Annotated in this window: 24 protein-coding genes; 19 read left to right on the top strand and 5 right to left on the bottom strand. The window is 44.4% G+C overall.

Annotated elements, in window-relative coordinates; all coding sequences use genetic code 11:
* Positions 1 to 229: 229 nt before the first annotated feature.
* The 15 genes from F8C76_RS14185 to F8C76_RS14115 all read left to right on the top strand — a co-directional run bounded on the left by F8C76_RS14185 (position 230) and on the right by F8C76_RS14115 (position 9,995).
* Entirely contained in the window at positions 230 to 2,017 is a 1,788-nt protein-coding gene (locus F8C76_RS14185; RefSeq protein WP_439108299.1) for a tetratricopeptide repeat protein, read from the top strand.
* Positions 2,018 to 2,052: 35 nt separating this feature from the next.
* A complete protein-coding gene (locus F8C76_RS14180) occupies positions 2,053 to 2,370 on the top strand; it encodes a DUF4286 family protein (protein ID WP_152132352.1) in 318 nt (105 codons plus the stop codon).
* Positions 2,371 to 2,374: 4 nt separating this feature from the next.
* Positions 2,375 to 2,683, top strand: coding sequence for a gamma-glutamylcyclotransferase family protein (locus F8C76_RS14175; protein ID WP_170284034.1), 309 nt, complete (start codon positions 2,375 to 2,377; stop codon positions 2,681 to 2,683).
* Between the two features lie 65 nt (positions 2,684 to 2,748).
* The gene (gene rsmA, locus F8C76_RS14170) at positions 2,749 to 3,573 is read left to right on the top strand and encodes a 16S rRNA (adenine(1518)-N(6)/adenine(1519)-N(6))-dimethyltransferase RsmA (protein ID WP_129655381.1); all 825 of its coding nucleotides are present in this window, start codon (positions 2,749 to 2,751) and stop codon (positions 3,571 to 3,573) included.
* Positions 3,560 to 4,912, top strand: coding sequence for a magnesium transporter (mgtE, locus tag F8C76_RS14165; protein ID WP_129655298.1), 1,353 nt, complete (start codon positions 3,560 to 3,562; stop codon positions 4,910 to 4,912). Before rsmA ends, mgtE begins: the two co-directional genes overlap by 14 nt.
* A 27-nt stretch (positions 4,913 to 4,939) precedes the next feature.
* Entirely contained in the window at positions 4,940 to 5,410 is a 471-nt protein-coding gene (locus F8C76_RS14160; protein ID WP_152132350.1) for a DUF1572 domain-containing protein, read from the top strand.
* Complete coding sequence (locus tag F8C76_RS14155; RefSeq protein WP_152132349.1) at positions 5,407 to 5,772, top strand: cupin domain-containing protein; 366 nt, start codon at positions 5,407 to 5,409, stop codon at positions 5,770 to 5,772. Before F8C76_RS14160 ends, F8C76_RS14155 begins: the two co-directional genes overlap by 4 nt.
* Before the next feature lie 19 nt (positions 5,773 to 5,791).
* Positions 5,792 to 6,724 carry a 2-hydroxyacid dehydrogenase gene (locus F8C76_RS14150; RefSeq protein ID WP_152132348.1) on the top strand — a complete coding sequence of 311 codons (933 nt, stop codon included), beginning with the start codon at positions 5,792 to 5,794 and terminating at the stop codon, positions 6,722 to 6,724.
* A 59-nt stretch (positions 6,725 to 6,783) separates the two neighbouring features.
* Complete coding sequence (locus F8C76_RS14145; protein WP_152132347.1) at positions 6,784 to 7,242, top strand: iron chaperone; 459 nt, start codon at positions 6,784 to 6,786, stop codon at positions 7,240 to 7,242.
* Complete coding sequence (locus tag F8C76_RS14140) at positions 7,239 to 7,625, top strand: VOC family protein (RefSeq protein ID WP_152132346.1); 387 nt, start codon at positions 7,239 to 7,241, stop codon at positions 7,623 to 7,625. Before F8C76_RS14145 ends, F8C76_RS14140 begins: the two co-directional genes overlap by 4 nt.
* A 52-nt stretch (positions 7,626 to 7,677) precedes the next feature.
* The gene (locus tag F8C76_RS14135; RefSeq protein ID WP_152132345.1) at positions 7,678 to 8,118 is read left to right on the top strand and encodes a YtxH domain-containing protein; all 441 of its coding nucleotides are present in this window, start codon (positions 7,678 to 7,680) and stop codon (positions 8,116 to 8,118) included.
* Positions 8,119 to 8,220: 102 nt separating this feature from the next.
* Positions 8,221 to 8,544: an ArsR/SmtB family transcription factor gene (locus tag F8C76_RS14130; protein WP_116216986.1), complete on the top strand. Its 324-nt coding sequence runs from the start codon at positions 8,221 to 8,223 to the stop codon at positions 8,542 to 8,544.
* A gap of 1 nt (position 8,545) precedes the next feature.
* The gene (locus F8C76_RS14125) at positions 8,546 to 9,043 is read left to right on the top strand and encodes a DUF6428 family protein (protein ID WP_152132344.1); all 498 of its coding nucleotides are present in this window, start codon (positions 8,546 to 8,548) and stop codon (positions 9,041 to 9,043) included.
* 10 nt (positions 9,044 to 9,053) lie between these two features.
* Positions 9,054 to 9,545 (top strand): GNAT family N-acetyltransferase, encoded by a 492-nt coding sequence (locus F8C76_RS14120; RefSeq protein ID WP_152132343.1) that lies wholly within the window; start codon positions 9,054 to 9,056, stop codon positions 9,543 to 9,545.
* Positions 9,546 to 9,572: 27 nt separating this feature from the next.
* Positions 9,573 to 9,995, top strand: coding sequence for an arsenate reductase ArsC (locus tag F8C76_RS14115; protein WP_129655280.1), 423 nt, complete (start codon positions 9,573 to 9,575; stop codon positions 9,993 to 9,995).
* 9 nt (positions 9,996 to 10,004) lie between these two features.
* On the opposite strand, the gene F8C76_RS14110 is transcribed toward F8C76_RS14115, so the two are convergent.
* From F8C76_RS14110 to F8C76_RS14095, 4 genes are all read right to left on the bottom strand, one after another.
* On the bottom strand, positions 10,005 to 11,030 hold the full coding sequence (locus tag F8C76_RS14110; RefSeq protein ID WP_152132342.1) for a carboxypeptidase-like regulatory domain-containing protein: 1,026 nt from the start codon (positions 11,028 to 11,030) through the stop codon (positions 10,005 to 10,007).
* Complete coding sequence (locus tag F8C76_RS14105) at positions 11,027 to 12,823, bottom strand: GNAT family N-acyltransferase (RefSeq protein WP_129655277.1); 1,797 nt, start codon at positions 12,821 to 12,823, stop codon at positions 11,027 to 11,029. The genes F8C76_RS14110 and F8C76_RS14105 overlap by 4 nt, the downstream gene beginning before the upstream one ends.
* Before the next feature lie 84 nt (positions 12,824 to 12,907).
* Positions 12,908 to 14,158 (bottom strand): aspartate kinase, encoded by a 1,251-nt coding sequence (locus F8C76_RS14100; protein WP_152132341.1) that lies wholly within the window; start codon positions 14,156 to 14,158, stop codon positions 12,908 to 12,910.
* 24 nt (positions 14,159 to 14,182) lie between these two features.
* On the bottom strand, positions 14,183 to 14,665 hold the full coding sequence (locus F8C76_RS14095) for a GNAT family N-acetyltransferase (RefSeq protein ID WP_152132340.1): 483 nt from the start codon (positions 14,663 to 14,665) through the stop codon (positions 14,183 to 14,185).
* 109 nt (positions 14,666 to 14,774) lie between these two features.
* On the opposite strand from F8C76_RS14095, the gene fbp reads away from it, so the two are divergent.
* On the top strand, positions 14,775 to 15,782 hold the full coding sequence (gene fbp / locus F8C76_RS14090; RefSeq protein WP_152132339.1) for a class 1 fructose-bisphosphatase: 1,008 nt from the start codon (positions 14,775 to 14,777) through the stop codon (positions 15,780 to 15,782).
* Here the strand turns inward: fbp and F8C76_RS14085 are convergent.
* Positions 15,779 to 16,210 carry a TerB family tellurite resistance protein gene (locus F8C76_RS14085; RefSeq protein WP_129655269.1) on the bottom strand — a complete coding sequence of 144 codons (432 nt, stop codon included), beginning with the start codon at positions 16,208 to 16,210 and terminating at the stop codon, positions 15,779 to 15,781. The two genes, fbp and F8C76_RS14085, sit on opposite strands and share 4 nt — an antisense overlap.
* A gap of 112 nt (positions 16,211 to 16,322) precedes the next feature.
* Between F8C76_RS14085 and F8C76_RS14080 the strand changes: the two genes are divergently transcribed.
* The 3 genes from F8C76_RS14080 (at position 16,323) to mfd (ending at position 23,473) form a co-directional block, all read left to right on the top strand.
* Positions 16,323 to 18,785, top strand: a complete 2,463-nt coding sequence (locus F8C76_RS14080; RefSeq protein ID WP_152132338.1) for a ligase-associated DNA damage response DEXH box helicase — start codon at positions 16,323 to 16,325, stop codon at positions 18,783 to 18,785.
* A 207-nt stretch (positions 18,786 to 18,992) separates the two neighbouring features.
* On the top strand, positions 18,993 to 19,625 hold the full coding sequence (pdeM, locus tag F8C76_RS14075; protein WP_152132337.1) for a ligase-associated DNA damage response endonuclease PdeM: 633 nt from the start codon (positions 18,993 to 18,995) through the stop codon (positions 19,623 to 19,625).
* Positions 19,626 to 20,053: 428 nt separating this feature from the next.
* Positions 20,054 to 23,473 (top strand): transcription-repair coupling factor, encoded by a 3,420-nt coding sequence (mfd, locus tag F8C76_RS14070; protein WP_152132336.1) that lies wholly within the window; start codon positions 20,054 to 20,056, stop codon positions 23,471 to 23,473.
* The last annotated feature ends 11 nt before the right edge of the window (positions 23,474 to 23,484 follow it).

Genomic DNA, 23,484 nt, shown 5'->3' with positions numbered 1-23,484 from the left:
TTTAAGGTTTTCTAAATATAATAATATTTTTCTTACATAATACGTAAGGTTTATTATTAAAATATAAAGTTGCTGTTTAGATAATCTTAAAACATTCAAGAATCCACATTCAAACCAATGGATTGATTATCAGCAAACATCCTACATGACACTTGGTTTTTGCAGCATTTTGGATTCGGTTAACAGAATCCCGCACTTTTGTACGTTATATTTACAATAAAACCAGCTATTGAGGCTTATCCTATTTTTCATATCGAGCATTTTGGTGCAGACCTTTTCCTATTCCCAGGAAGATTTTCTGGCCAAACAGTACTTTGCGGATGGGGAATTTGAAAAAGCAGTGGTCTTCTATGAAAAATTGGTAGAGAAAAACCCGCGGCGAACCGACTATTCCGAAGGTTTGGTGGCCTGCTACCAGCAATTGGAACGTTATGAGGATGCCGAAATCTTTCTTCTGCAAAAAATAAAGGACACCTACGCCTTTCCCACCTTTTTTATTGAACTCGGTTATAACTATACATTGCAAGACCAAGCCGAAAAGGCAACGACTTATTATGATCAGGCCATCCAAAAAATTGATGAAAACCCCAATTATGGATACAGTGTAGGGTATCGATTCCAGAAATATGCCCTATTGGACTATGCCATTAAAGCCTACACCAATGCCATGGCCCTAAAACCGGATTTGAACTACGATTTTCAACTGGCCAGGATTTATGGCGAGCAGGGCAATATTGAAAGAATGTACCAATCCTATCTCAATCTTATCTGGGAAGGAAGGACTTCCCGGTCCAATGTGCTCCGCAATATAGACGACTTCATCTCGGAAGACCCTTCCAACCCCAACAATGTCATCTTGCGAAAGGTATTGTTGAAGAACGCACAGCAAAACCCCGATGTTCTTTGGAACGAATTGTTGAGCTGGCTTTTTGTCCAGCAAAAACAATACAACAGCGCATTCAGTCAGGAAAAGGCCATTTTTAAACGTACCGGTGAAACCTCCGTGGACCGATTGGAAAATTTGGGACAGATTGCCTTGGAGGACAATGATCTGGACAATGCCGTATCCATTTTTGAATACGTGGTGGAAAATAGCACCGACCCCGGAAACAAACTGAACGCTGAGTTGAGCCTTATTGATATTGAATTGAAAGACCCAACAGATAAGGTTTTGAACCAGGTTGAGAAAAAATTTCAGGATTTGGTGGCAACATATGGAAACCAAAGCCGTACCCTACAATTGCAGATTGCCTATGCCAACTTTCTCACTTTCAAACGGGAAAGACCGGAACCTGCCATTGCCATGCTCAAGGAAAGCCTTGAGCTACCCTTGGGACGTGTGATCACGGCCTATATAAAATTGGCCTTGGGTGATATTTTGGTGTACGACCAAAAATTCAATCAAGCACTTATCTATTTCACACAGGTACAGAAAAGCCTTAAAAATGATGTTCTGGGTCAAAATGCCCGTTTCAAAGTGGCCCAGACCAGTTTTTACAAGGGAGATTTTGATTGGGCGCTGACCCAATTGAAAGTACTCCGAAGCTCCACTTCTCAGCTGATTGCCAATGATGCCATGCAGTTGAGCCTATTGATCTCGGACAATTCCTTGGAAGACTCCACCCAGACCGCATTGAAAAAATATGCCAGGGCCGACCTATTGGCCTATCAAAATAAAAACAAGGAAGCCATTGCGGAATTGGAGGACATCCTTGAAAACCACAAAGGCGAAAAAATTGAGGACGAGGCACTGCTACGGCAGGCCCAACTTTTGGAAACCCAAAAAGACTATGAAGGCGCACGGTTCAATTACCAAAAAATAGTGGAGTTTTATGCCGATGGCATTTTGGCCGATGACGCCCACTTTGCTTTGGGCCAATTATATAGAAACATCCTTAATGAACCCGAAAAGGCCAAGGCCCATTACGAGAAGATCATCTACAACTATCAGGACAGTTATTATTTTCCGCAGGCCCGAAAGAATTTTAGGATGCTCCGCGGGGATGCCATTAACTAATTCTTCCCTACATTAGGGCCTTAAACCAAAAGGCCATGATCATATACAATGTTACGATCAATATAGATGAAAGTGTGCATGATGAATGGTTGTCATGGATGCAGGACAAGCACCTGCCCGATATGTTGGCCACAGGAAAGTTCACCCATGCCAAAATGGTAAAGGTGCTGGTTGAGGAAGATATGGGAGGGGTTACCTACTCCATACAGTACACCACAAAAGACAAACAGACTTTGGAATCGTACTACCGTGAAGATGCCGACCGTTTACGTGCCGATGCCCAAAAATTGTTTCCCAATAAGTTTGTGGCCTTCCGGACAGAACTCGAAGTCATCAGTCAACAAATTCCCTAACCCCTTGGCATACCTGTTTACCTACGGCACGCTCCAAGACCTTCAAGTACAGCAATACGTATTTGGACGCATTCTAGATGGGCAACCCGATTTTTTGTTGGGATTCAAAAAAATGGAAAATGCCGTTTACGGTAGATACTCCCTAGTAATTCAAACTGGTAAAATTGAGGACAAAGTGGAAGGTAAGGTATACGAGGTCTCTGAAATTGACCTAAAGAAGGCCGATATTTATGAAACCAGCGCCTACAGTCGTAAAATATTCCCCCTGGAATCCGGTCTGAAGGCATGGGTCTATGTCGAAAATTCCAAGTAACTTGCAAAAAAACCCCTGTGCCCAAGAAGAATAAAAGAAAGCCTGGTAATGGTAGGCCCAAACGTATGGAAAATGGGCAGGAAAATGGTGCGGTAAAGGCCAAAAAGCATTTGGGGCAGCATTTCCTGAAAGACGAAACGGTAGCACGCAACATAGCGGACACGCTCAGCCTTAAAGGCTATACCAACGTTTTGGAGATTGGTCCGGGGATGGGTGTGCTCACCAAATACCTTTTACAACGAGATTTGGATTTGGTGGCCATGGACTTGGATGAAGAGTCCATCATATACCTCAACCACAGCTTTCCCTTGGAGCATGCCGAAATCCTAAAGAAGAACAATCGCCTCAACATCATTGAAGCTGATTTTCTAAAGTTTGATTTACGAAACCTTTACGGTGAAGAGCAATTTGCCATAACTGGAAACTTCCCCTACAACATCTCAAGTCAGATTGTCTTTAAAATGCTGGAAATACGGCAACAGATCCCAGAATTTTCGGGAATGTTCCAAAAAGAAGTGGCCCAGCGCATTTGTGAAAAACCGGGAAGCAAGACCTATGGCATTCTATCGGTCTTGGTGCAGGCCTTCTACGAGGCCGAATATTTGTTTTCCGTACCGCCTCAGGTTTTTGACCCTCCACCCAAAGTGCACTCCGGGGTATTGCGCCTCACCCGAAAACCCGAATTGAAGCTTCCCTGTGATGAGCATTTGTTCTTCAAGGTGGTAAAAACTGCTTTCAACCAAAGACGCAAGACCCTTCGAAACAGTCTTAAAACCTTTGATCTTTCCGATAATCTCAAAGAAGATACTATCTTTGACCAGCGCCCAGAACAGCTCAGTGTGGCAGATTTTGTAACGTTGACCCAAAAGATAGCCAATGACCCCGTTTAAACTTACAGACGAGCTTTTAGAAGAAATCCAGCAACTGATCTCGGAAAAGAGAAACGCCGACCTTCAATCCATGATGCAGGAATTTCACTATGCCGATATTGCCGAAATAGCGGATGAACTCGATGTGGATGAGGCCACCTATCTCATCAAGCTTCTGGAAAGTGAGAAAACATCGGACATCCTTGCGGAAATGCACGAAGATATCCGGGAAGCGGTATTGAAAAACCTTACCGCAAAGGAAATCGCAGGGGAGCTGGAGGAGCTGGATACGGATGATGCGGTGGACATTATTAATGAGCTACCCAAAGAGATGGTCCAAGAGGTCATCTCTGAGATTGAGGATCGGGAACACGCCAAGCATATTGTGGACCTGCTGCGCTATGATGAGGACAGTGCCGGTGGACTTATGGCAAAGGAATTGGTAAAGGTGAACGAAAATTGGAACGTGCTCACCTGCGTCAAGGAAATGAGGGCCCAAGCTGAAAATGTGACCCGGGTACACTCTATATATGTGGTGGACGATGAAGGCAGACTAAAAGGAAGGCTATCCTTGAAGGACTTGTTGACCACCTCCACCAAAACCAACATCAAGGATGTGTATATCCCCAAAGTGGATTCCGTGACGGTCAACGAAAAAGGCGAGGAAGTGGCAAAGATCATGTCCAAATACGACTTGGAGGCCATTCCAGTAGTTGATGAAGTAGGTAGATTAGTGGGCCGCATTACCATTGACGATATTGTGGACGTGATCAAGGAAGAAGCCGACAAGGATTACCAAATGGCAGCAGGTATATCACAAGACGTGGAGGCCGATGATGATATTTGGGTCCTTACCCGAGCCCGATTGCCTTGGCTCATATTGGGTCTTTTGGGTGGTTTGGGAGCCGCCGCCATTATGGGCGGTTTTGAGGAAATGATCTCCAAACACGCAGTCCTTTTCTTTTTCACCCCTTTAATAGCGGCCATGGCAGGTAACGTAGGGGTGCAATCCAGTGCTATTATTGTACAGGGTCTCGCCAATGACGATCTAAAGGGAAGTATCAGTAACCGACTCATTAAGGAAATGTTATTGGCTCTGTTGAACGGACTTATTCTGGCTACTTTACTGTTGATTTTCACTTGGGTTTGGAAAGGAGCATTCACTACCGCCCTTGCGATTTCCCTATCATTGGTGGTAGTCATTGTTGTAGCCGGACTTATCGGCACTTTTATCCCCCTTTTCCTTCACAAAAGGAACATAGATCCAGCCATAGCTACGGGCCCTTTTATTACCACAAGCAATGATATTTTTGGAATCTTGATCTATTTTTCAATTGCCAAGATTATTTTGGGGATTTAATTCCTTTCGACTTAAAAGTAAATCCAGATGACACGAAGTGAATTCATGGCAACCAGATTGAGGGAAGTCCTATTGAGTGGCCGTTGGATTGCCCAAACCAATATAAAGGAACAGATAGAAAGCATTTCGTGGCAACAGGCCAATCAAAGGATACAATCCCTGAATACCATAGCCTTGCTCACGTACCACCTTAATTATTACCTAGTCGGCATTTTAAACGTGTTTGAAGGAGGAAAGCTTGAAATTCGCGATAAATTCAGTTTTGATATGCCCGCCATGACATCGGAAACGGATTGGAGCAACTTGGTAAGGGAGTTTCTGGTCAACTCTGAAAAATTCGCCATGCATGTGGAAAAAATGGAGGACTCCCTATTGGATACTCCCTTTGTTGATGAAAAGTACGGAACCTACCTACGAAACATAGAAGGAGTGATTGAGCACAGTTATTATCACCTAGGTCAAATTTCACTCATCAAAAAACTAATCCTGGAAAAATGAAAGCCATCAATCTACAGCAAAAACATACTGAATTCACCAACCAATGGCACCCACACCAAATTGCGGTAGTGGACGATATGCAAGTACTATTGGCCAAGTTGCAGGGAGAGTTTGTCTGGCACGCCCATGAGCATGAAGATGAATTGTTCCAAGTCATCAAAGGCACCCTTTATATGCAATTTAGGGACCGGACCGAGGTTGTGAAAGAAGGAGAAATCATTGTGGTACCCAAGGGAGTGGAACACAACCCCATGACCAAAAATGGGGAAGAGGTGCATGTACTCCTTTTTGAAAAGCTGACTACGGCCCATACCGGAGACGTGCAGCATGAAAAAACGCAGACCGTATATCCAAAAATCTAGGAATTGTATATTTGACCCCATGAAAGTTCTCCATCTGGATACCAACCACCCCCTACTTCTGGAACAGTTTGCACAACTGGGTTTTGAAAATCATGAAGATTACGTTTCTTCCAAGGAAGAAGTGGAACGCAAAATACACGAATACGACGGTGTGATCATCCGAAGTAGATTCACCCTGGACCAAGAATTCTTGGACAAGGCCATCAATTTAAAATTCATTGGAAGGGTCGGTGCCGGCTTGGAAAACATTGATGTGGAGTATGCCAAACACAAAGGGGTCTTCCTTGCCTCTGCCCCAGAGGGCAATCGGAATGCTGTAGGCGAACACACCTTGGGGATGCTATTGTCCCTCATGAACCATATGGGAAAGGCCAACCGTGAGGTAAAAAAAGGGAAATGGGACCGTGAGGGGAACCGTGGCGTGGAACTGGATGGTAAAACCGTGGGCATAATAGGCTATGGAAACATGGGAAAGGCATTTGCCAAAAAACTCCGTGGCTTTGATGTGGAAGTCATCTGTTATGATATTGTGGGAGGTGTTGGCGATGAAAACGCCCGCCAAGTAGGCGTTATGGAGTTTCAACAAAAATCGGATGTCGTAAGCCTTCACGTACCCCAGACCGAACTTACTGTGGGCATGGTCAACTCCACGTTCATAGATGCATTTCACAAACCCTTTTGGTTATTGAACACGGCCCGGGGAAAATGCGTAGTGACCAAAGACTTGGTCATTGGATTAAAATCCGGGAAAGTATTGGGTGCAGGGTTGGATGTATTGGAATATGAAAAGAAGTCCTTTGAAAACATGTTCATCCAAAAACCCAAGGCCTTCAAATATCTTCGAAAGGCTAAAAATGTACTATTGACCCCCCATGTGGCCGGATGGACCGTGGAAAGCAAAGAAAAATTGGCCCAGACCATTGTGGACAAGGTCAAAGAGAAATTTTGTTAACTTTAAAAGCCTAAGCCGCCCTAATATTGGCTTTGGGCCGTTGGCAAAATTCACTAAAAATGACCATAGACGCCCAAACCCCGGATGAATATATCCGTAAAGTCCCAAAAGACCATCGGGAGGCCGTTTCCAAATTAAGGGAAACGGTCAAGGCAAATCTCCCCAAAGGTTTTCAGGAATGCATCAGTTATAAAATGATCGGCTACGTGGTACCACATTCCCTATATCCAGATGGGTACCACTGCAATCCTAGTCTGCCACTGCCCTTTATCAATATCGCTTCACAGAAAAATTTTATAGCCCTATACCATTCCGGCATTTATGCCAATCCAGAGCTTCACGATTGGTTTGTGGAGGAGTACCCCAAGTACGTATCAACCAAATTGGATATGGGCAAAAGCTGTATTCGTTTTAAAAATGAAAAAACCATTCCCTTTGAGCTGATTGCCCAACTATGTGAAAAAATAACCCCTCAGGATTGGGTCGCTTTATATGAACAAAACATTAAAAGATCATGAAACAAAGAGTAACTGGAATTGGCGGATTTTTCTTTAAGACCAAAGACCCGAGCAAAATCAAGGATTGGTACAAGACTCATTTGGGTTTCAACACGGACCAATATGGATGTTCCTTTTGGTGGAAGGATCAAAAGGGAAATGATTGTATGACCCAATGGAGTCCTTTTGCCGAAGACACTACCTATTTTCAACCCAGTGAAAAGCAGTTTATGATGAACTTTAGGGTAGAAAACTTGGTGGAATTGCTGGAAACCTTAAAAAAAGAGGGCGTCACCGTAGTGGGGGAAATAGAGGAATACGACTATGGTAAATTTGGGTGGATCATGGATCCGGAAGGCAATAAATTGGAATTGTGGGAGCCTGTTGATAAAGCATTTCTTTAGGTATTGAATAATTTGCTACATTTAAAACTCGTTTAACCAACACATTAAAACCATGTCCGAAGAAAAAAAAGACTTAGGAGACAAAGCTGAAGAAGCTTTTGACAAAGCCAAAGATGCAGCCAAAGAAGCTGCGGAGGAAGCCAAGGAAGCCGCAAGTGATTTCAAGGAGGATGTAAAGGAGACCTTTGATCCCAAAAACCCTGATAGCGGTAAAACAGTTGCCCTTGTTGCCCATTTGACTTTGATCGGATGGATTATAGCCATCATCATGAACAACAGCAACAAAACCGAAATAGGTTCTTTTTATGTAAGGCAGGTACTCGGAATTTTTCTGGTTGGGTTTGTTTTGGGACTCATCCCAGTGGTAAACCTTATTGGATGGATATTCCCGGTTATCCTTTGGGTCGTTAGTTTGATCGGCGCCATAAACGGAACACAAAAACCGGTCTTTTTGGTAGGGGAACACTTCCAAAACTGGTTCAAAAGCCTATAAAACAGATACAAAAGCCAGATTTTTCTCTTCTGGCTTTTATTTTTACTTGCTTTATCGTAATATTGCAATATAAAATTAAACATCAAAGAAAAATACCCTCATATGGGAGCTTCCAAAACACATATCTTTTCACCAACCCATAACGAACTGGCCCAAATAGCCAAGGTCATGGCGCATCCTGCACGCGTGGCCATCCTGGAATATATCAGCAAACAGGATGCTTGTATATGCAATGATCTTGTGGATGTGATTGGTTTGGCCCAACCCACCATATCCCAACATTTGAACGAAATCAAGAAAATTGGGCTGCTCAAAGGGACTTTTGAGGGGAAAAATCTTTGCTACTGTATTAATCAAGAACGCTGGGAAGAGCTCCAACAAGCCTTCCACACGTTCTTCTCCAATATTAACCGTAATTGTTGTTAACATGAAAACATCAGAATTTTTATCCATCCTCCAACAACACCAAGACAAAAGTCTACTGTTTGAATACACAAAGGATAGATTGGTTGGAGCCAATTATCACATCACTGAAGTAAAAAATATCACCGTGGATTCTGTTGACTGCGGCGCGGGAACGGATTTCTGGAAAGAAACCGTGGTCCAGCTATGGGAAAGTCCCACAGAAATTGGAAAAAGGGATTTTATGTCCGTATACAAGGCCTTGTCCATCCTGAACAAGGTAGATCGGATAAAACCCATGCAAAAAGACGCTGAAATCAAGTTTGAATACAGCAATGATGACTTTCACACGGCCCAGCTTTTTGTGGATGACTATGCTTTGGACGAAAAAAAACTCATTATAAAACTGTCCATTGAAAAAACAGATTGCAAGGCCAAGGAAACTTGCGGGGTTGAACCAGCTTCTGCCGCATCCACCGTTGAAACCGAAGCCAGTTGCTCCCCTGGATCGGGTTGCTGTTAAAAAAGACACCATGTTGATCCGCGCCATGAAAGCTTCCGATTGGGAGCAGGTACAGCAAATCTATACCGAAGGTATCGCTACTGGCTTTGCCACTTTCGAGACCAAAGCCCCAACCTATGAAAGTTGGGACCAATCCCATATCAATTCATGTAGGTTGGTCGCTGAGCAAAATGGTATGGTACTAGGTTGGGCGGCACTGTCACCTGTCTCAAGCAGATGTGTATACGGAGGTGTTGCCGAAGTCAGTGTGTACATTGGCTCCAATAGCCGCGGAAAAGGGGTTGGAAAACAGCTTATGCAACAGCTTATCATTGAAAGTGAAGAGGCTGGATTCTGGACACTGCAATCCGGTATTTTCCCTGAAAATAAAGGGAGCGTCAAACTCCATGAAACAGTGGGTTTTCGCTATATTGGCAAGCGCGAACGCGTGGGTAAAATCCACGGGGCCTGGAAAGACAACCTATTGTTTGAAAGGCGTAGTAACAAGGTTGGAATAGAATAAGCATCACATCAAAAACCAAATAAAAAAATGAAAAACGTATTGGTACTCTGTACCGGAAATTCCTGTAGAAGCCAAATGGCCCATGGCTACCTCAACTATTTTCAAGATAAGTTGGCGAACATTTATAGCGCAGGAATAGAAACTCATGGACTCAATCCAGGAGCCGTGGCCATCATGAAAGAAGACAAGGTTGACATTTCAAACCATACCTCCAACCACGTGGATGAGTATACCGGCATTGACTGGGATTACATCATCACTGTATGTGACCACGCCAAGGAAAACTGTCCTTTTATCCCCGCCCAAAACGCTAGACGAATCCACCAAAATTTTTCCGACCCTTCCAAGGTCAAAGGCAACGAAAAGGAAATCCACGATGCCTTTTTAAAGACTCGGGAAGAAATCAAGGAGTTTTGCCATGATTTTGTAAAGGAGGAACTTATGGGCTAATCAATAATATCAGAGACCGTAGTCCATGGGAAGCATATCCCCTAGACGGTAATCGGACATATGGCCACCAAAAGCCAAGCTTTCAAAGGGCGAATAGTTGCCATATCTATCCAAGATATAGGTAGTGTCCAATTCATTGATTTTGAGTGTGGACCTGTAATTGCCATTTTGCCTGTAATAGATCACATATTGGCTACCCATAAACCGGATATCCCTTAAATCTTGATCAGGCTTGGCCATATTCACCATAAAATCCGTCAGGACCACATCCTTGTAGTTCTTTTTGAGCTTAAAATTCTGATTTTCAACATCGCCATACCAACAGGCTCTCATGAAATGTCGTGGAGAACCCAGATAAGCCTTTGCTCTCCGCTCTGCAATTTTGGGATTCCCTTGGGAGGTGTCAAAAAAACGGGTAGATCCATCAAAAAGGGTCTGATGAATATTATCAATACGTTCCAAACTTTTCCTTTTGAAAAAAATCTTGAACTCATCCACGTAAAAGAAAACCCGGTAGCCCAAATAATCATTCTGAATCACGATAGGCTTATCGCAGTATGCGGAAAGGGTATTGTCCTCCGAGTTAAAATACAGCCGTATATCCTCTTCGTTCTCAATGATACTGGAACGTCCTCCCCGGGTGTCCCCCAAAAATTCCAGCCGGAAGACTTCCAATTTCTCCTTACGCGAAAAAGGATCGGAAGTCAACACCACTTCCTGAAGATCTTCAACCTGTTCTTGGAGGAGTACGCGTAATATGGCATCCTCGGGCAAATTGACCATTTCCTTGGCCTGATATCCTAAATGGCTTATCACCAAAACAGCATTGTTCCGGTAGGGAAGGCGTATTTCAAAATTCCCGTTTTCATCGGTCATGGTACCCACGGAACTCCCGTCATAATATACCGAGGCACCAAAAATGGGTTCTTTGGTCTTAGAATCGAGAACGGTTCCTGTTATCTCCTGGGCCCATACTTGAACAGAAAATGTGGAAAGAAACCCGATTGCCCAAAAGATTTTCAATGACCAACTCATTGCCCCATTTTACGCTCCAACTCTGCTTGAAATTCTTCCATAACGGGTTTTACCGTACTTTCAGGGAGATCCGCAATCCGAATGTACATGAGTCCATCCACGGAATTGTTGAACAGCGGATCCACATTAAAGGCCACTACCTTGGCGTTTTGCTTGATGTATTTCTTGATCAAAACGGGTAAACGAAGACTGCCCGGTTCCACTTCACTGATCAGTTTATCAAACTTGTTGAGGTCGGCCTGGGTCTCATCAAAAATAAACTCCTTGTCCGCATCATTGAGCTTTACCTTGAACTCCTTTTTGGGTCGGATGTATTGTGCCACATAGGGGTCCCAATAATTGGATTTCATAAATTCGATCATCAGGGATTTGGAAAAATTGGAAAACTGGTTGCTGATGCTCACTCCTCCAATCAGATATTTGTGCTCAGGGTGACGCAATGTGGTATGTACAATTCCTTTCCATAATAGGAAAAGGGGCATAGGTTTTTGTTGATATTCCTTGATGATGTAGGCCCTCCCCATTTCTATGGATTTTTCCATCATCCCATATAGTTCGGGTTCAAAACGGAAAAGATCCTGCAGGTAAAACCCATCTATCCCGTATTGATTGAAGATTTCGGATCCCAATCCCATCCGGTAGGCGCCCACAATCTTCTTTTCCTCATCATCCCATAAAAAGAGATGGTGATAGTAGGAGTCGAACTTGTCCAAATCAATGGCATTGTTGGTCCCCTCCCCAACTTCGCGGAACGTAATCTCCCTTTGTCTTCCTATTTCATTCAGGATAAAGGGAATGTCTTTCTGTTGGGCCAGATATACCTCATAGTTCTTGCTCTGGAGTACCCTACAGTCCTTCTCCCGCAATTTTTCCACTTCCCCTTCCAACACTTTGGAGCTAACCGGGGTGGCTATCTTCTTGGGAGGCTTGGGAATCTTCAATGTGGTCGGCACCTTATCGATCAAACGCTCTTTTTCGAACACATTGGCCAAGAGGTAGGTTTTCTTGCGAAGCAGTTCCGTGTAGGATTCCAAGGTTTCTTCTTCATTCTGTGTGGCCACGGAAATGGGCTGACCTATTCGAACCTTGATGGGCCTCCTACTCTGCGAGGTCAATTCTGAAGGCAACTTGGCCGTCCTGAACACATCGTTCATTTTGGACAACCGATAGAAGAGTCGACTGTTACGTGCATGAAAGTAAATGGGCACCACGGGAACTTCGGCCTTACGTATCAATTTGATCGCGGCTTCTTCCCATGGACGGTCCACCACCAATTTGCCATCCCGGTATGTAGAGACTTCCCCAGCTGGGAAAATCCCCAGCGGATGACCCTCCTGTAAGTGTTTGAGTGCATTCTTAAAACCCATGATACTGCTCTTGGCATCCTTATGGTTTTCAAAAGGATTTACAGGCATAATGTAGGGTTTCAACGGCTCTATACGGTGCAGCAAAAAATTGGCTATGATCTTGAAATCCTCACGCTCGTGCAGCATCAGTTTCAATAGCAGGACACCATCTATACCGCCCAAAGGGTGATTGCTGATGGTGATGTACGGACCCGTCTTGGGGAGTCTTTTTAAATCTTCCTCTGGAACCTCAAAGTCAATTTCATAATACTCCAAAATGGACTCCAAGAATTCGGGGCCATCGAGTTCCTTGTTCTTATTGTAAAATCGGTTTATGGAGGTAATCTTGGTGGCAACCATTAAGAGCCACCCTACAAAGGTGCCCAAAAAGCCATACTTGTCCAGATGAATTACCTTTGCTACCTCTTTCGCAGAAACCAGCCCCATAAATTTTCGTATTGTTTAGGTAAACGTAAAGATAGAAAATTACGGGTATTGGGGTCTGGATCCCAAAAAGTATCGCAAACTATTCTATTTTACCACAAGCTGAACCGTTTCCTTGCCACGTTGTTCCACAAGTACGGACTTTCCATTTTGAAGTGATTTTACGGCCGCATCATCAAAATGACGAATGGTGTAAAGGGATACATCCTCATGGCAGACTACCTTGAATTTTCGTTTCAGTTCATCCAACATGGGCTGGAGTCCATTGAATTTGTTGTCCAGACATACCGAAAAACTAATGGCGGAGTTCTGGATCAGATCCACTTTTAATTTATGGTCATGGAACAACTTGAAGATTTCACTGATGTTGTTCTCCACTATGAATGAAAAATCCAAAGAGGACAACTTAAGGAGCACCTGATCTTTCTTAACGATAAAACATGGAATCTTGGGGACTATATTGACCCCTTTGCCAACAGTGGTTCCTTTATCAGATGGTTTCACGAAGGATTTCACGTGCAACGGAATTTCCTTGCGCTGCAAAGGCTGTAAGGTTTTAGGGTGAATCACAGAGGCCCCATAAAAGGCCAACTCTATGGCTTCCCTATATGAAATCTGCTCCAATAATTGGGTTTCCTTGAAGTTTCTGGGATCGGCATTCAACACACCGGGTACGTCCTTCCAGATGGTAACGGATTCCGCATTGAGGCAGTAGGCCAATATGGCCGCGGTATAATCCGAACCTTCCCTACCCAAAGTGGTGGTAAAGTTGTTGTCATCACTTCCCAAAAAGCCTTGGGTAATGTTCAACTTGGACATGTCCACCTTTGCAGAAACTTCATCTTGGGTACGCTCCCAATTGATTTGGGCATCACGGTAATTATTGTCCGTTTTGATCAAGGTACGGACATCCAACCACGCATTGGAGAGTCCTACTTCATTGAGATATTCGCTCACAATGGTTGTCGAAACCAATTCTCCATAACCTACCACCTGATCATATACAAAGGCGTATTTTGGGGATTTGTTCCACGTTAAAAAGCCATTGACTTCTTCAAAAAGTAGCTTAACCCTTGCATATACGGGATGGGATGGGTTCTTGAACAAATCACCCAAGATACCATCGTGATAATCCATAACCTCTTGCAATATTCCTACCACGGCATCCTTATCTTTGAAATAAGCCTCTACCACTTTCTCCATGGCGTTGGTGGTCTTTCCCATTGCGGAAATCACCACCAAGGTATCTTTATGCCCCATTTGGTTGAGGACATTTACCACATTCTTTACTCCATCGGCATCTTTTACAGAGGCCCCTCCAAACTTAAAAACTCTCATGCTATAGTATTGTTAACTGGAAGTTCAATCCAAATCTTCCATATAATTTTCAATTCCCTTTTCGTCCAACTGTACCACATCCCAATCGCGCAGTACATTGGCTCCCTTCTTTTCATAGAACTCAATGGCAGGATCATTCCAATCCAGCACCTCCCAACATATCCGTTTTACGCCAAGGCCGTGCCCATATTTTACCACCTCATCCAATAAGGCGGTCCCCAGACCACTGCCCCGCATCTTTTCGGCCACGATAAGGTCTTCCAAATGAATGACAGGACCTTTCCAAGTGGAATATCTAGGATAGACCAAGGCAATCCCCACGATCTCATCGTCCACCTCGGCCACAAAACAATGGAACAACTTGTTTTCCCCGAAACCGTCCTTTTCCAAATCAGCTTGGGTAACCTCCACCGCTTCGGGTTCGTTCTCGAAATCGGCAAGTTCCTGAACCAGTTTCAGGACCTGCCCCATATCTTCTTTCCGGGCGTTTCTAATCAAGTATTCCATTTGTTACAAATAAAACTCAAAGTTATAAATATCTAAAACTTAAGATCAACGAAATCGATATAGTTTCACAAAATGCACGATATTTGTCGTCAAATAAAACAACCTTTTCATGTTTGATAAGCAGCATCGCACCCTAGGTGAATTTATCATCGCCAACCAAGATTCTTTTCAATACACTTCCGGTGAACTTTCCAGACTCCTCAATGGCATTCGCTTGGCTGCCAAGGTGGTCAACCACGAAGTGAACAAAGCCGGACTTGTGGACATCATCGGTGCTGCCGGTGAAACCAACATTCAAGGTGAAAGCCAACAAAAGTTGGATGTCCTGGCCAACGAAAAGTTCATTCAGACCCTTAAAAATAGGGAGATTGTTTGTGGTATTGCCTCTGAAGAGGAAGACGATTTTATCAGCATCAACAGTTTTGACAAACAGCACCAGAACAAGTATGTGGTGCTCATAGACCCCTTGGATGGTTCTTCCAACATAGATGTCAATGTTTCGGTGGGGACCATTTTTTCGGTGTACCGGAGAATTACACCCGTGGGCACGCCAGTGACCCTTGAAGATTTTCTTCAGCCCGGAAAAAACCAGATTGCTGCGGGGTATATTATCTATGGCACCTCAACTATGTTGGTCTATACCACTGGAAATGGCGTTAATGGTTTTACCCTGAACCCGGCTTTGGGCACCTTTTATCTATCGCACCCCAATATGCAGTATCCCGAAGATGGGAACATCTATTCTGTCAATGAGGGGAACTACATCCATTTTCCCCAAGGTGTGAAGGACTATATCAAATATTGTCAAAAAGAAGAAGGAGATAGACCCTATACTTCCAGATATATAGGCTCCTTGGTTTCCGATTTTCACAGGAATATGATCAAGGGCGGTATCTATATGTATCCAAAGAGCAGCAAGGCCCATAAGGGTAAACTACGGTTGCTGTACGAGTGTAATCCCATGGCTTTCATAGCAGAGCAGGCCCATGGAAAGGCCAGTGACGGGTTCCAACGGGTCATGGACATTCAGCCCACCGAACTTCACGAACGGGTTCCCTTCTTCTGTGGAAGTAAAAAAATGGTTGAAAAAGCGGAAGAGTTTATGGCCAACGCCTAGGCGTCCTTACGGATCATGATCCTGTGGTAATCGTCAAAATCTATTTTCCCAGTGAAAATGGCTATGGACTTATCAATGATCTGGTTGGCACTTTTTGGTGAAAACCCTAGACCAATGGCGTATCGCTCCACGATTTTACGCTCAGGCTCATCGATTTGATGGTCTGAAAATATAATCTGGAAGAACTCGAACAGCCTCTGGTAGCGTTTCTCACCGCTGTGTGGAGTCTCAATGGGATACTTGTTTCCCTTCTCCATCACTTCCTTATACTCCGCTTCAGTGATATCCAGCTTAAAGGCAAATTTGTCCAAAATGGCTTTTTCCTCTGGATTGATTTCGCCATCCACCGCTGCCAAAGTGGCCAAAGTGGCAAAATGGGCCAGTTTTTTCCTGTGGTCTCCGTGCTCGTATAAATCTAAAATGGGCATACTTTAATTTTTGTGGCACAAATATAAATTTTAAAGTAGAAAGGTTCATAAAAATGCGACCAAAAGAAATTTGTAATTTTCGTACCGTTGTACAACCCTCAAGCACTTAGATCTGAAAGATTCCGAGCTTTTCCATATTGCCGAAAGCTGGTTCAGTCAACAAGACTGGAAACCTTTCCCTTTCCAAAAGGAAACCTGGAAAGCTTTTTTGGAAGGAAAGCACGGACTGCTGAATGCTCCGACCGGAAGCGGAAAAACCTATGCGCTTTGGTTTCCGATTGTGCTCAACCACATTAAAAACCACCCGGATTATAAAACCAAACATAAAAAAGGGTTAAAAGCGATTTGGATCACCCCTCTCCGGGCCTTGTCCCAAGAAATAAAGCAATCCGCAGAACGCATTACCCAAGATTTGGACACCCAAATGACCGTGGGCATCCGAACCGGGGACACCTCTACCAAGGAACGGGCCAAGCAACGTACGGCCATGCCCGATCTTTTGATCACCACTCCTGAAAGTTTACAATTGTTGTTGTCCTCGAAAGGATACGCGAAACTTTTCAAGGATTGCTCCGCCATTGTGGTGGACGAATGGCACGAACTGTTGGGCACCAAACGGGGGGTGCAGATGGAATTGGGGCTCTCCCGATTAAAGACCATCTGCAAAAACCTTCGTATTTGGGGTATATCGGCCACCATAGGCAATCTGGAGCAGGCCCGGGAAGTACTGCTGGGGCCCACCTCCCCGGCCTTGGAAAACTCGGTCTTGGTGAAGGCCAACCTCAACAAAAAGATTACCGTAAAGAGCATCATCCCCGAGCAAATGGAAACTTTTCCATGGCGGGGCCATTTGGGACTGCATTTGTTGGATGAGGTTGTGCCCATCATCCATAACAGCAAGACTACCCTCCTGTTCACCAACACCCGCAGCCAATGCGAAATCTGGTTTCAAAAAATATTGGAGAAATATCCAGAGTTTGCCGGGGAAATGGCCATGCACCACGGTAGCATCAACAAGGATACCCGTCTTTGGGTGGAACAGGCCATTCGAAATGAAAGCCTCAAAGCCGTGGTCTGTACCTCCAGTCTGGATTTGGGGGTAGATTTTGCCCCCGTGGAGACGGTAGTCCAAATTGGCGGTCCCAAAGGGGTGGCCCGTTTTTTACAACGCGCCGGAAGAAGTGGACATCGACCGGGAAAGGAAAGTGTGATTTACTTTTTACCTACCCATGCCATGGAACTTATAGAAGCTTCGGCCATGCAAAAAGCGGTATTGAACAGCGCCGTGGAAGACCGTATCCCCTATCTGAACAGTTTTGATGTACTCATACAATACCTGACCACCTTATCAGTTTCCGATGGATTTTTTCCAGAAGAGATCTATCCCGAAATCAAACAGACCTTTTGCTACCAAGCCATTACCGAGGAACAGTGGCAGTGGCTCCTCAATTTTTTGGTCATGGGCAGCCAAAGCTTAAAAAGTTATGATGAATATAAAAAGGTGGAGGTTGAAGAAGATGGCCGTTTCAAGGTAAACCATAGGACCATTGCCATGCGCCACCGTTTTCAGATTGGGACCATTGTGGGCGATGCCAGTCTATCGGTTCGTTACCAAAAGGGAGGCTATATCGGGACCATTGAAGAATCGTTCATCTCAAAACTCACCCCAGGTGATGTGTTCACCTTTGCAGGAAGGAATCTGGAATTCATCCGGATCAAGGGCATGTCGGCACAAGTGCGCAATTCTTCCAAACGCAGCAATAAAATTCCAAGTTGGATGGGTGGTCGACTCAGTTTTTCAGCAAAAATGTCCGAATTGTTACGGGAAGAACTGTATACCGCGAAACTGCCCATTTCCAAACAAGGTCCAGAAATTAGGGCACTCGCCCCCATGTTTGCAAAGCAACGTCAGGAAAGCATTGTACCGTTGCCCCATCAGTTTTTGATCGAGACCTTTAAGTCCTCTGACGGGTACCACCATATTTTTTATCCGTTTGAGGGCAGGGCCATCCATGAGGGGATGAGCAGTCTCTTGGCCTATCGCATAAGTCTATTGACCCCTATCACCTGCTCCTTGGCCTTTAACGATTATGGGTTCGAACTACTGTCCGATAAAGAAATCAACATCCAGGATATTATGGACAACAATCTATTCACTTCCGATTACATGCTTTCCGACCTTCAAAAAAGTTTGAACAGCAACGAAATGGCCCGAAGGAAATTCAGGGATATTGCCGTGATCAGTGGTATGGTCTTTACCGGTTACCCCGAGAAGGGAGTGAAAATGAAGCATCTGCAAAGCAGTTCCCAATTACTATTCGATGTGTTCAAGGATTTTGAGGACGACAACCTTCTTTACCAGCAAGCCTTTACCGAAACGTTTGAACATCAGTTGGAAGAGGGTCGTTTACGCTTGGCCTTGGAACGTATTGCCCAACAGGACCTGGTTTGGAAAAAATGTAGCCAGGCTACTCCGTTTTCATTTCCCATCATTACGGACCGTCTTCGGGAAAAGTTGTCCAATGAGAAACTGGCAGACCGCATTAAACGCATGACCGCAAAACTGACCCGATAGTCACTCCTTGTGCTTAACTTCATTTCGAAATGAGGAGCCGGCGACGATTGAGAAATCTTGTTTTGAATAGATTTCTCACACCCGCTTCGCTCGGTTCGAAATGACAACAGAACACTTGCAACAATTAGTGCCATTCGTGTCAATTTAAAAGATTTCCCACATTCGTTCGAAAGGACAATACCATTAAATTTGTACCAGCAAACTATCGTGACCCAAAACATAATCATACAAGACCAGGAGTTCCAATTGCACCCTTTGGGCGGAGTTTTTTGGGTGGAAAAATCGCTATTGCTCATCAGCGATGTGCATCTGGGTAAAGTATCGCACTTTAGAAAATTTGGGGCGGCCGTCCCCCAAAAGGCAGTCCATAAAAATTATATGTTGTTGGACCAAATCGTGTCCGAACTACAACCTTTCCAAATCTGTTTCTTGGGCGATCTTTTTCATTCCTCGCTCAACAAGGAATGGGAGCTGTTTGAAAATTGGGTAGCCAAAACCCCTGCGGAAATCATTCTGGTGACCGGGAACCACGATATCATTTCACCCTTAAAATTTGAGCAGCTCAACATTGCCATCTTCCCAGAACTTCTCATCGATGATTTCTTGTTGACCCATCATCCTGAAACAAGAGGGGCCAAATTCACGTTTTGCGGTCACATCCATCCTGCCGTAAAGCTAAGGGGGTTGGGAAGGCAAAGCCTGCGACTCCCCTGCTTTTTTAAAACCAAAAACCAAATGATCCTACCCGCCTTTGGGGAGTTTACGGGAACCCACACCCTTAAGCCTACAAAAAAAGATGAGGTATTCGCTATTGTGGAAGATACTGTGGTCAAGGTTTAGATTTCCAAAAATGCCCCTTCAACTCCACTCAGGGGTCTGGTTGAAAATACCACCGATTTGTCATTTCGATATGAGATGCGGAACATTGATTGAGAAATCCCACCAAATCATAGATTTCTCACAGCTCCTTCGCATACACTCAGGACAGGGCTCGAAATGACAAAAAGAATTCGAAATAGTTCGTGTCCTAACTTTAGACCTTACAACCACCAATAGATTCTTCGCTCAGTTCAGAATGACAACTTGAAATGTTTGTGTCATTCGTGTCAAAAACCAAAAAAGTCTAGATTGCCCTTTTGACCAATTGCTTACCAACAGAACAAACCTCGGTATCATTTCGAAATGAGGAACACAGGGACGATTGAGAAATCCAAAAAACACTTTTTATAAAAAACATTTCATTTTATCTTTGTCGCAAAGTTTTTGGATTGACCAAAGTCTCCATTTCACAACACTACGCACAGTCTTCCCCACTGGGAAAACTGCGGGATACCATTGCCCAAAGCCCAGATTCGGACACATCCGACACGTCTCAACCCTCCCCAAAAATCAACATCAAAGGTCTTGTGGGTTCGTCCCTTTCCTTTGTACTTTCTGAAACCTTTAAATCGGTCGAGACACCTTTTCTATTGATTTTGAACGATAAGGAAGAGGCTGCCTACCACTTGAACGATTTGGAACAGTTGATCGGGGAAAAAGATGTGCTTTTTTACCCGGGCAGCTACCGCAGACCCTATCAAATTGAAGAGACGGACAATGCCAACGTGCTGCTGCGGGCCGAAGTCCTCAACCGTATCAACTCCAGAAAGAAGCCGGCAATTATTGTCACCTATCCCGATGCTCTTTTTGAAAAAGTGGTCACTCGAAAGGAACTGGACAAAAGCACCCTCAAGATAAAATTGGAAGACACCCTTTCGTTGGATTTTTTGAACGAGGTGCTTTTCGAATACCAGTTCAAACGGGTGGATTTTGTGACCGAACCCGGGGAATTTTCGGTACGTGGAGGTATTGTGGATGTATTTTCCTTTTCACATGATGAGCCTTACCGTATTGAATTTTTTGGGGACGAAGTGGACAGCATCCGTACGTTTGATGTAGAGACACAGCTCTCTCTGGAAAAGGTGAAGAAAATCACCATTATACCCAATGTGGAGAACAAATTTTTGCAGGAGAGCCGTGAGAGTTTCCTCAAGTATATTTCATCCAAGACGGTGGTTTTTGCCAAAAACCCGGCTTTGATCTATGATCGCATTGATTCCTTTTTTGCCAAGGCGGAGGAAAGTTTCACCAAACTAAGCGAGGAAATCAAGCATGCGAAACCCCAAGAGCTTTTTGTGGACTCCACTCTGCTGAAATCCCAATTGCAGGATTTTCTATGTGTTGAAATAGGAGCAACTGTCACTTCGAGCGCAGTCGAGAAGCAGACAGAGAACAATAATGTTGCTATTCAATTCAACACCAAACCCCAGCCTGCCTTCAATAAAAAATTTGACCTGCTCATTGAAAACCTCAATGAGAATCGGGAAGCGGGTTTCACCAATTATATATTCTGTTCCACCGAACAACAGGCCAAGCGTCTTCACGATATTTTTGAGGAAGTAGATCAGACCGTACACTACCAAACCCTGGTTTTTCCACTCTATCAAGGTTTCATTGATGTAGATCTAAAACTGGCCTGTTACACCGATCATCAAATCTTTGAGCGCTACCATAAGTTTCACCTGAAAAATGGGTACGCCAAAAAACAGGCCATTACCCTTAAGGAACTCAACAAACTTGAGATTGGGGATTATGTAACCCATATTGACCATGGTATTGGTAAGTTTGGGGGACTGCAAAAAATAGATGTTGAAGGCAAGAAACAAGAAGCCATCAAATTGATCTATGGTGACCGGGACATATTATATGTCAGCATCCATTCCCTACACAAGATTTCCAAATACAACGGCAAGGACGGGGCACCCCCAAAAATATACAAGCTTGGTTCAGCGGCTTGGAAAAACCTCAAACAAAAAACCAAGAGCCGGGTCAAGAAAATTGCTTTCAACCTCATTCAGGTATATGCCAAAAGGAGGCTGGAAAAAGGGTTTCAATATGCCCCGGACAGTTATTTGCAACACGAGTTGGAGGCTTCATTTTTGTATGAGGACACCCCCGATCAGGAAAAATCCACCCAAGATGTCAAAAAGGACATGGAGAGTGAGCGCCCAATGGACCGACTCATCTGTGGGGATGTTGGTTTTGGGAAGACCGAGGTAGCCATCCGTGCGGCCTTCAAGGCCGTGGACAATGGGAAACAAGTGGCTGTTCTGGTGCCCACTACCATCTTGGCATTCCAGCATAGCAGAACCTTTCGGGAGCGTTTGAAGGATATGCCCGTAACCGTGGATTACCTAAACCGTTTTAGGACCGCCAAGGAGAAAAAGGATGTTCTGGAGCGTTTGGCGGCAGGCAAAATCGATATTATCATCGGAACCCATCAGTTGGTCAACAAAAATGTCCAGTTCAAGGAATTGGGATTATTGATTGTGGATGAGGAGCAAAAATTTGGGGTTTCAGTAAAGGAAAAACTCCGTTCCATCAAGCAAAATGTTGATGTGCTTACACTGACCGCCACACCTATCCCAAGAACCCTGCAATTTAGTTTGATGGCAGCCCGGGACCTATCCGTCATCAACACGCCGCCGCCCAACCGATACCCTATCGAAAGTCAGGTCATTCGATTCAATGAGGAAATCATCCGTGATGCGGTTTCCTATGAAATCCAAAGAGGCGGGCAGGTATTTTTTATCCATAACCGCATTGAGAATATCAAGGAAGTGGCCGGAATGATCCAGCGTCTGGTCCCCGATGCCAAAATTGGGATAGGCCACGGACAGATGGAAGGCAAAAAACTGGAGCAGCTCATGTTGGCCTTTATGAACGGGGAGTTTGATGTGCTGGTTTCCACCACCATTGTGGAAAGTGGATTGGACGTGACCAACGCCAACACCATTTTCATCAACAATGCCAACAATTTTGGCTTGAGCGACCTGCATCAAATGCGAGGCCGTGTAGGCCGAAGCAACAAAAAGGCGTTCTGTTTCTTCATTACCCCTCCGTATGAGGTCATGACCCCCGACGCCCGAAAACGTATCGAGGCCCTAGAGCAATTTACCGATTTGGGAAGTGGATTCAACATTGCCATGAAGGATTTGGAAATCCGTGGTGCCGGTGATTTATTGGGCGGGGAACAGAGTGGTTTCATCAACGAAATAGGATTTGAGACCTATCAGAAAATATTGACCGAGGCCATAGAGGAACTCAAGGAAAATGAGTTCAAGGAGTTGTACGAGGAAGTGGAAGGCCACAAGGAAAAAGTTTTTGTGAAGGACATTCAACTGGATACGGACTTTGAACTGCTCTTCCCAGATGACTATATCAACAACATCACAGAGCGATTGAACCTCTATACCCAACTCAATGAAATCAAGGATGAGGAGGGGCTCATAAAATATGAATCCGAGTTGGTGGATCGTTTTGGGGAACTGCCACAGCAAGCCGTGGACTTGTTGAATTCCATTCGGATCAAATGGATCGCCACAGATATTGGTCTGGAAAAGGTCATTATGAAAAAGGGCAAATTCATGGGGTATTTTATAGCAGACCAGCAATCCAAGTTTTACCAAACCGCCGCCTTCACCCAAGTGTTGCACTATGTACAGCACCATCCCCAACAAGCCAAACTCAAGGAAAAGCAGACCCGTAACGGACTGCGTTTGTTGTTGGTATTCGATAGAGTCACCAGTGTGGAAAAGGCGTTGAAGGTTTTGGAACCCCTTAGCCCCCAAAAAGTGGCGGTATCATAACCCAAAAACCA

Source organism: Flagellimonas olearia (assembly GCF_009184425.1).
GTDB classification, from domain to species: domain Bacteria; phylum Bacteroidota; class Bacteroidia; order Flavobacteriales; family Flavobacteriaceae; genus Flagellimonas; species Flagellimonas olearia.
The sequence above is the reverse complement of the archived record's forward strand: the minus strand, read 5'-3'. Positions and strand labels throughout refer to the sequence as shown.

Bases quoted from the DNA above. Each gene is read 5' to 3' on its own strand.
- F8C76_RS14160 (WP_152132350.1), top strand. From the start codon at position 4,940: ATGACACGAAGTGAATTCATGGCAACCAGATTGAGGGAAGTCCTATTG.
- F8C76_RS14120 (WP_152132343.1), top strand. From the start codon at position 9,054: ATGTTGATCCGCGCCATGAAAGCTTCCGATTGGGAGCAGGTACAGCAA.
- F8C76_RS14145 (WP_152132347.1), top strand. From the start codon at position 6,784: ATGACCATAGACGCCCAAACCCCGGATGAATATATCCGTAAAGTCCCA.
- F8C76_RS14110 (WP_152132342.1), bottom strand. From the start codon at position 11,030: ATGAGTTGGTCATTGAAAATCTTTTGGGCAATCGGGTTTCTTTCCACA.
- F8C76_RS14150 (WP_152132348.1), top strand. From the start codon at position 5,792: ATGAAAGTTCTCCATCTGGATACCAACCACCCCCTACTTCTGGAACAG.
- F8C76_RS14155 (WP_152132349.1), top strand. From the start codon at position 5,407: ATGAAAGCCATCAATCTACAGCAAAAACATACTGAATTCACCAACCAA.
- F8C76_RS14100 (WP_152132341.1), bottom strand. From the start codon at position 14,158: ATGAGAGTTTTTAAGTTTGGAGGGGCCTCTGTAAAAGATGCCGATGGA.
- F8C76_RS14115 (WP_129655280.1), top strand. From the start codon at position 9,573: ATGAAAAACGTATTGGTACTCTGTACCGGAAATTCCTGTAGAAGCCAA.
- F8C76_RS14105 (WP_129655277.1), bottom strand. From the start codon at position 12,823: ATGGGGCTGGTTTCTGCGAAAGAGGTAGCAAAGGTAATTCATCTGGAC.
- rsmA (WP_129655381.1), top strand. From the start codon at position 2,749: ATGGAAAATGGGCAGGAAAATGGTGCGGTAAAGGCCAAAAAGCATTTG.
- F8C76_RS14125 (WP_152132344.1), top strand. From the start codon at position 8,546: ATGAAAACATCAGAATTTTTATCCATCCTCCAACAACACCAAGACAAA.
- F8C76_RS14140 (WP_152132346.1), top strand. From the start codon at position 7,239: ATGAAACAAAGAGTAACTGGAATTGGCGGATTTTTCTTTAAGACCAAA.
- fbp (WP_152132339.1), top strand. From the start codon at position 14,775: ATGTTTGATAAGCAGCATCGCACCCTAGGTGAATTTATCATCGCCAAC.
- F8C76_RS14135 (WP_152132345.1), top strand. From the start codon at position 7,678: ATGTCCGAAGAAAAAAAAGACTTAGGAGACAAAGCTGAAGAAGCTTTT.
- F8C76_RS14180 (WP_152132352.1), top strand. From the start codon at position 2,053: ATGATCATATACAATGTTACGATCAATATAGATGAAAGTGTGCATGAT.
- F8C76_RS14085 (WP_129655269.1), bottom strand. From the start codon at position 16,210: ATGCCCATTTTAGATTTATACGAGCACGGAGACCACAGGAAAAAACTG.
- F8C76_RS14095 (WP_152132340.1), bottom strand. From the start codon at position 14,665: ATGGAATACTTGATTAGAAACGCCCGGAAAGAAGATATGGGGCAGGTC.
- F8C76_RS14130 (WP_116216986.1), top strand. From the start codon at position 8,221: ATGGGAGCTTCCAAAACACATATCTTTTCACCAACCCATAACGAACTG.
- mgtE (WP_129655298.1), top strand. From the start codon at position 3,560: ATGACCCCGTTTAAACTTACAGACGAGCTTTTAGAAGAAATCCAGCAA.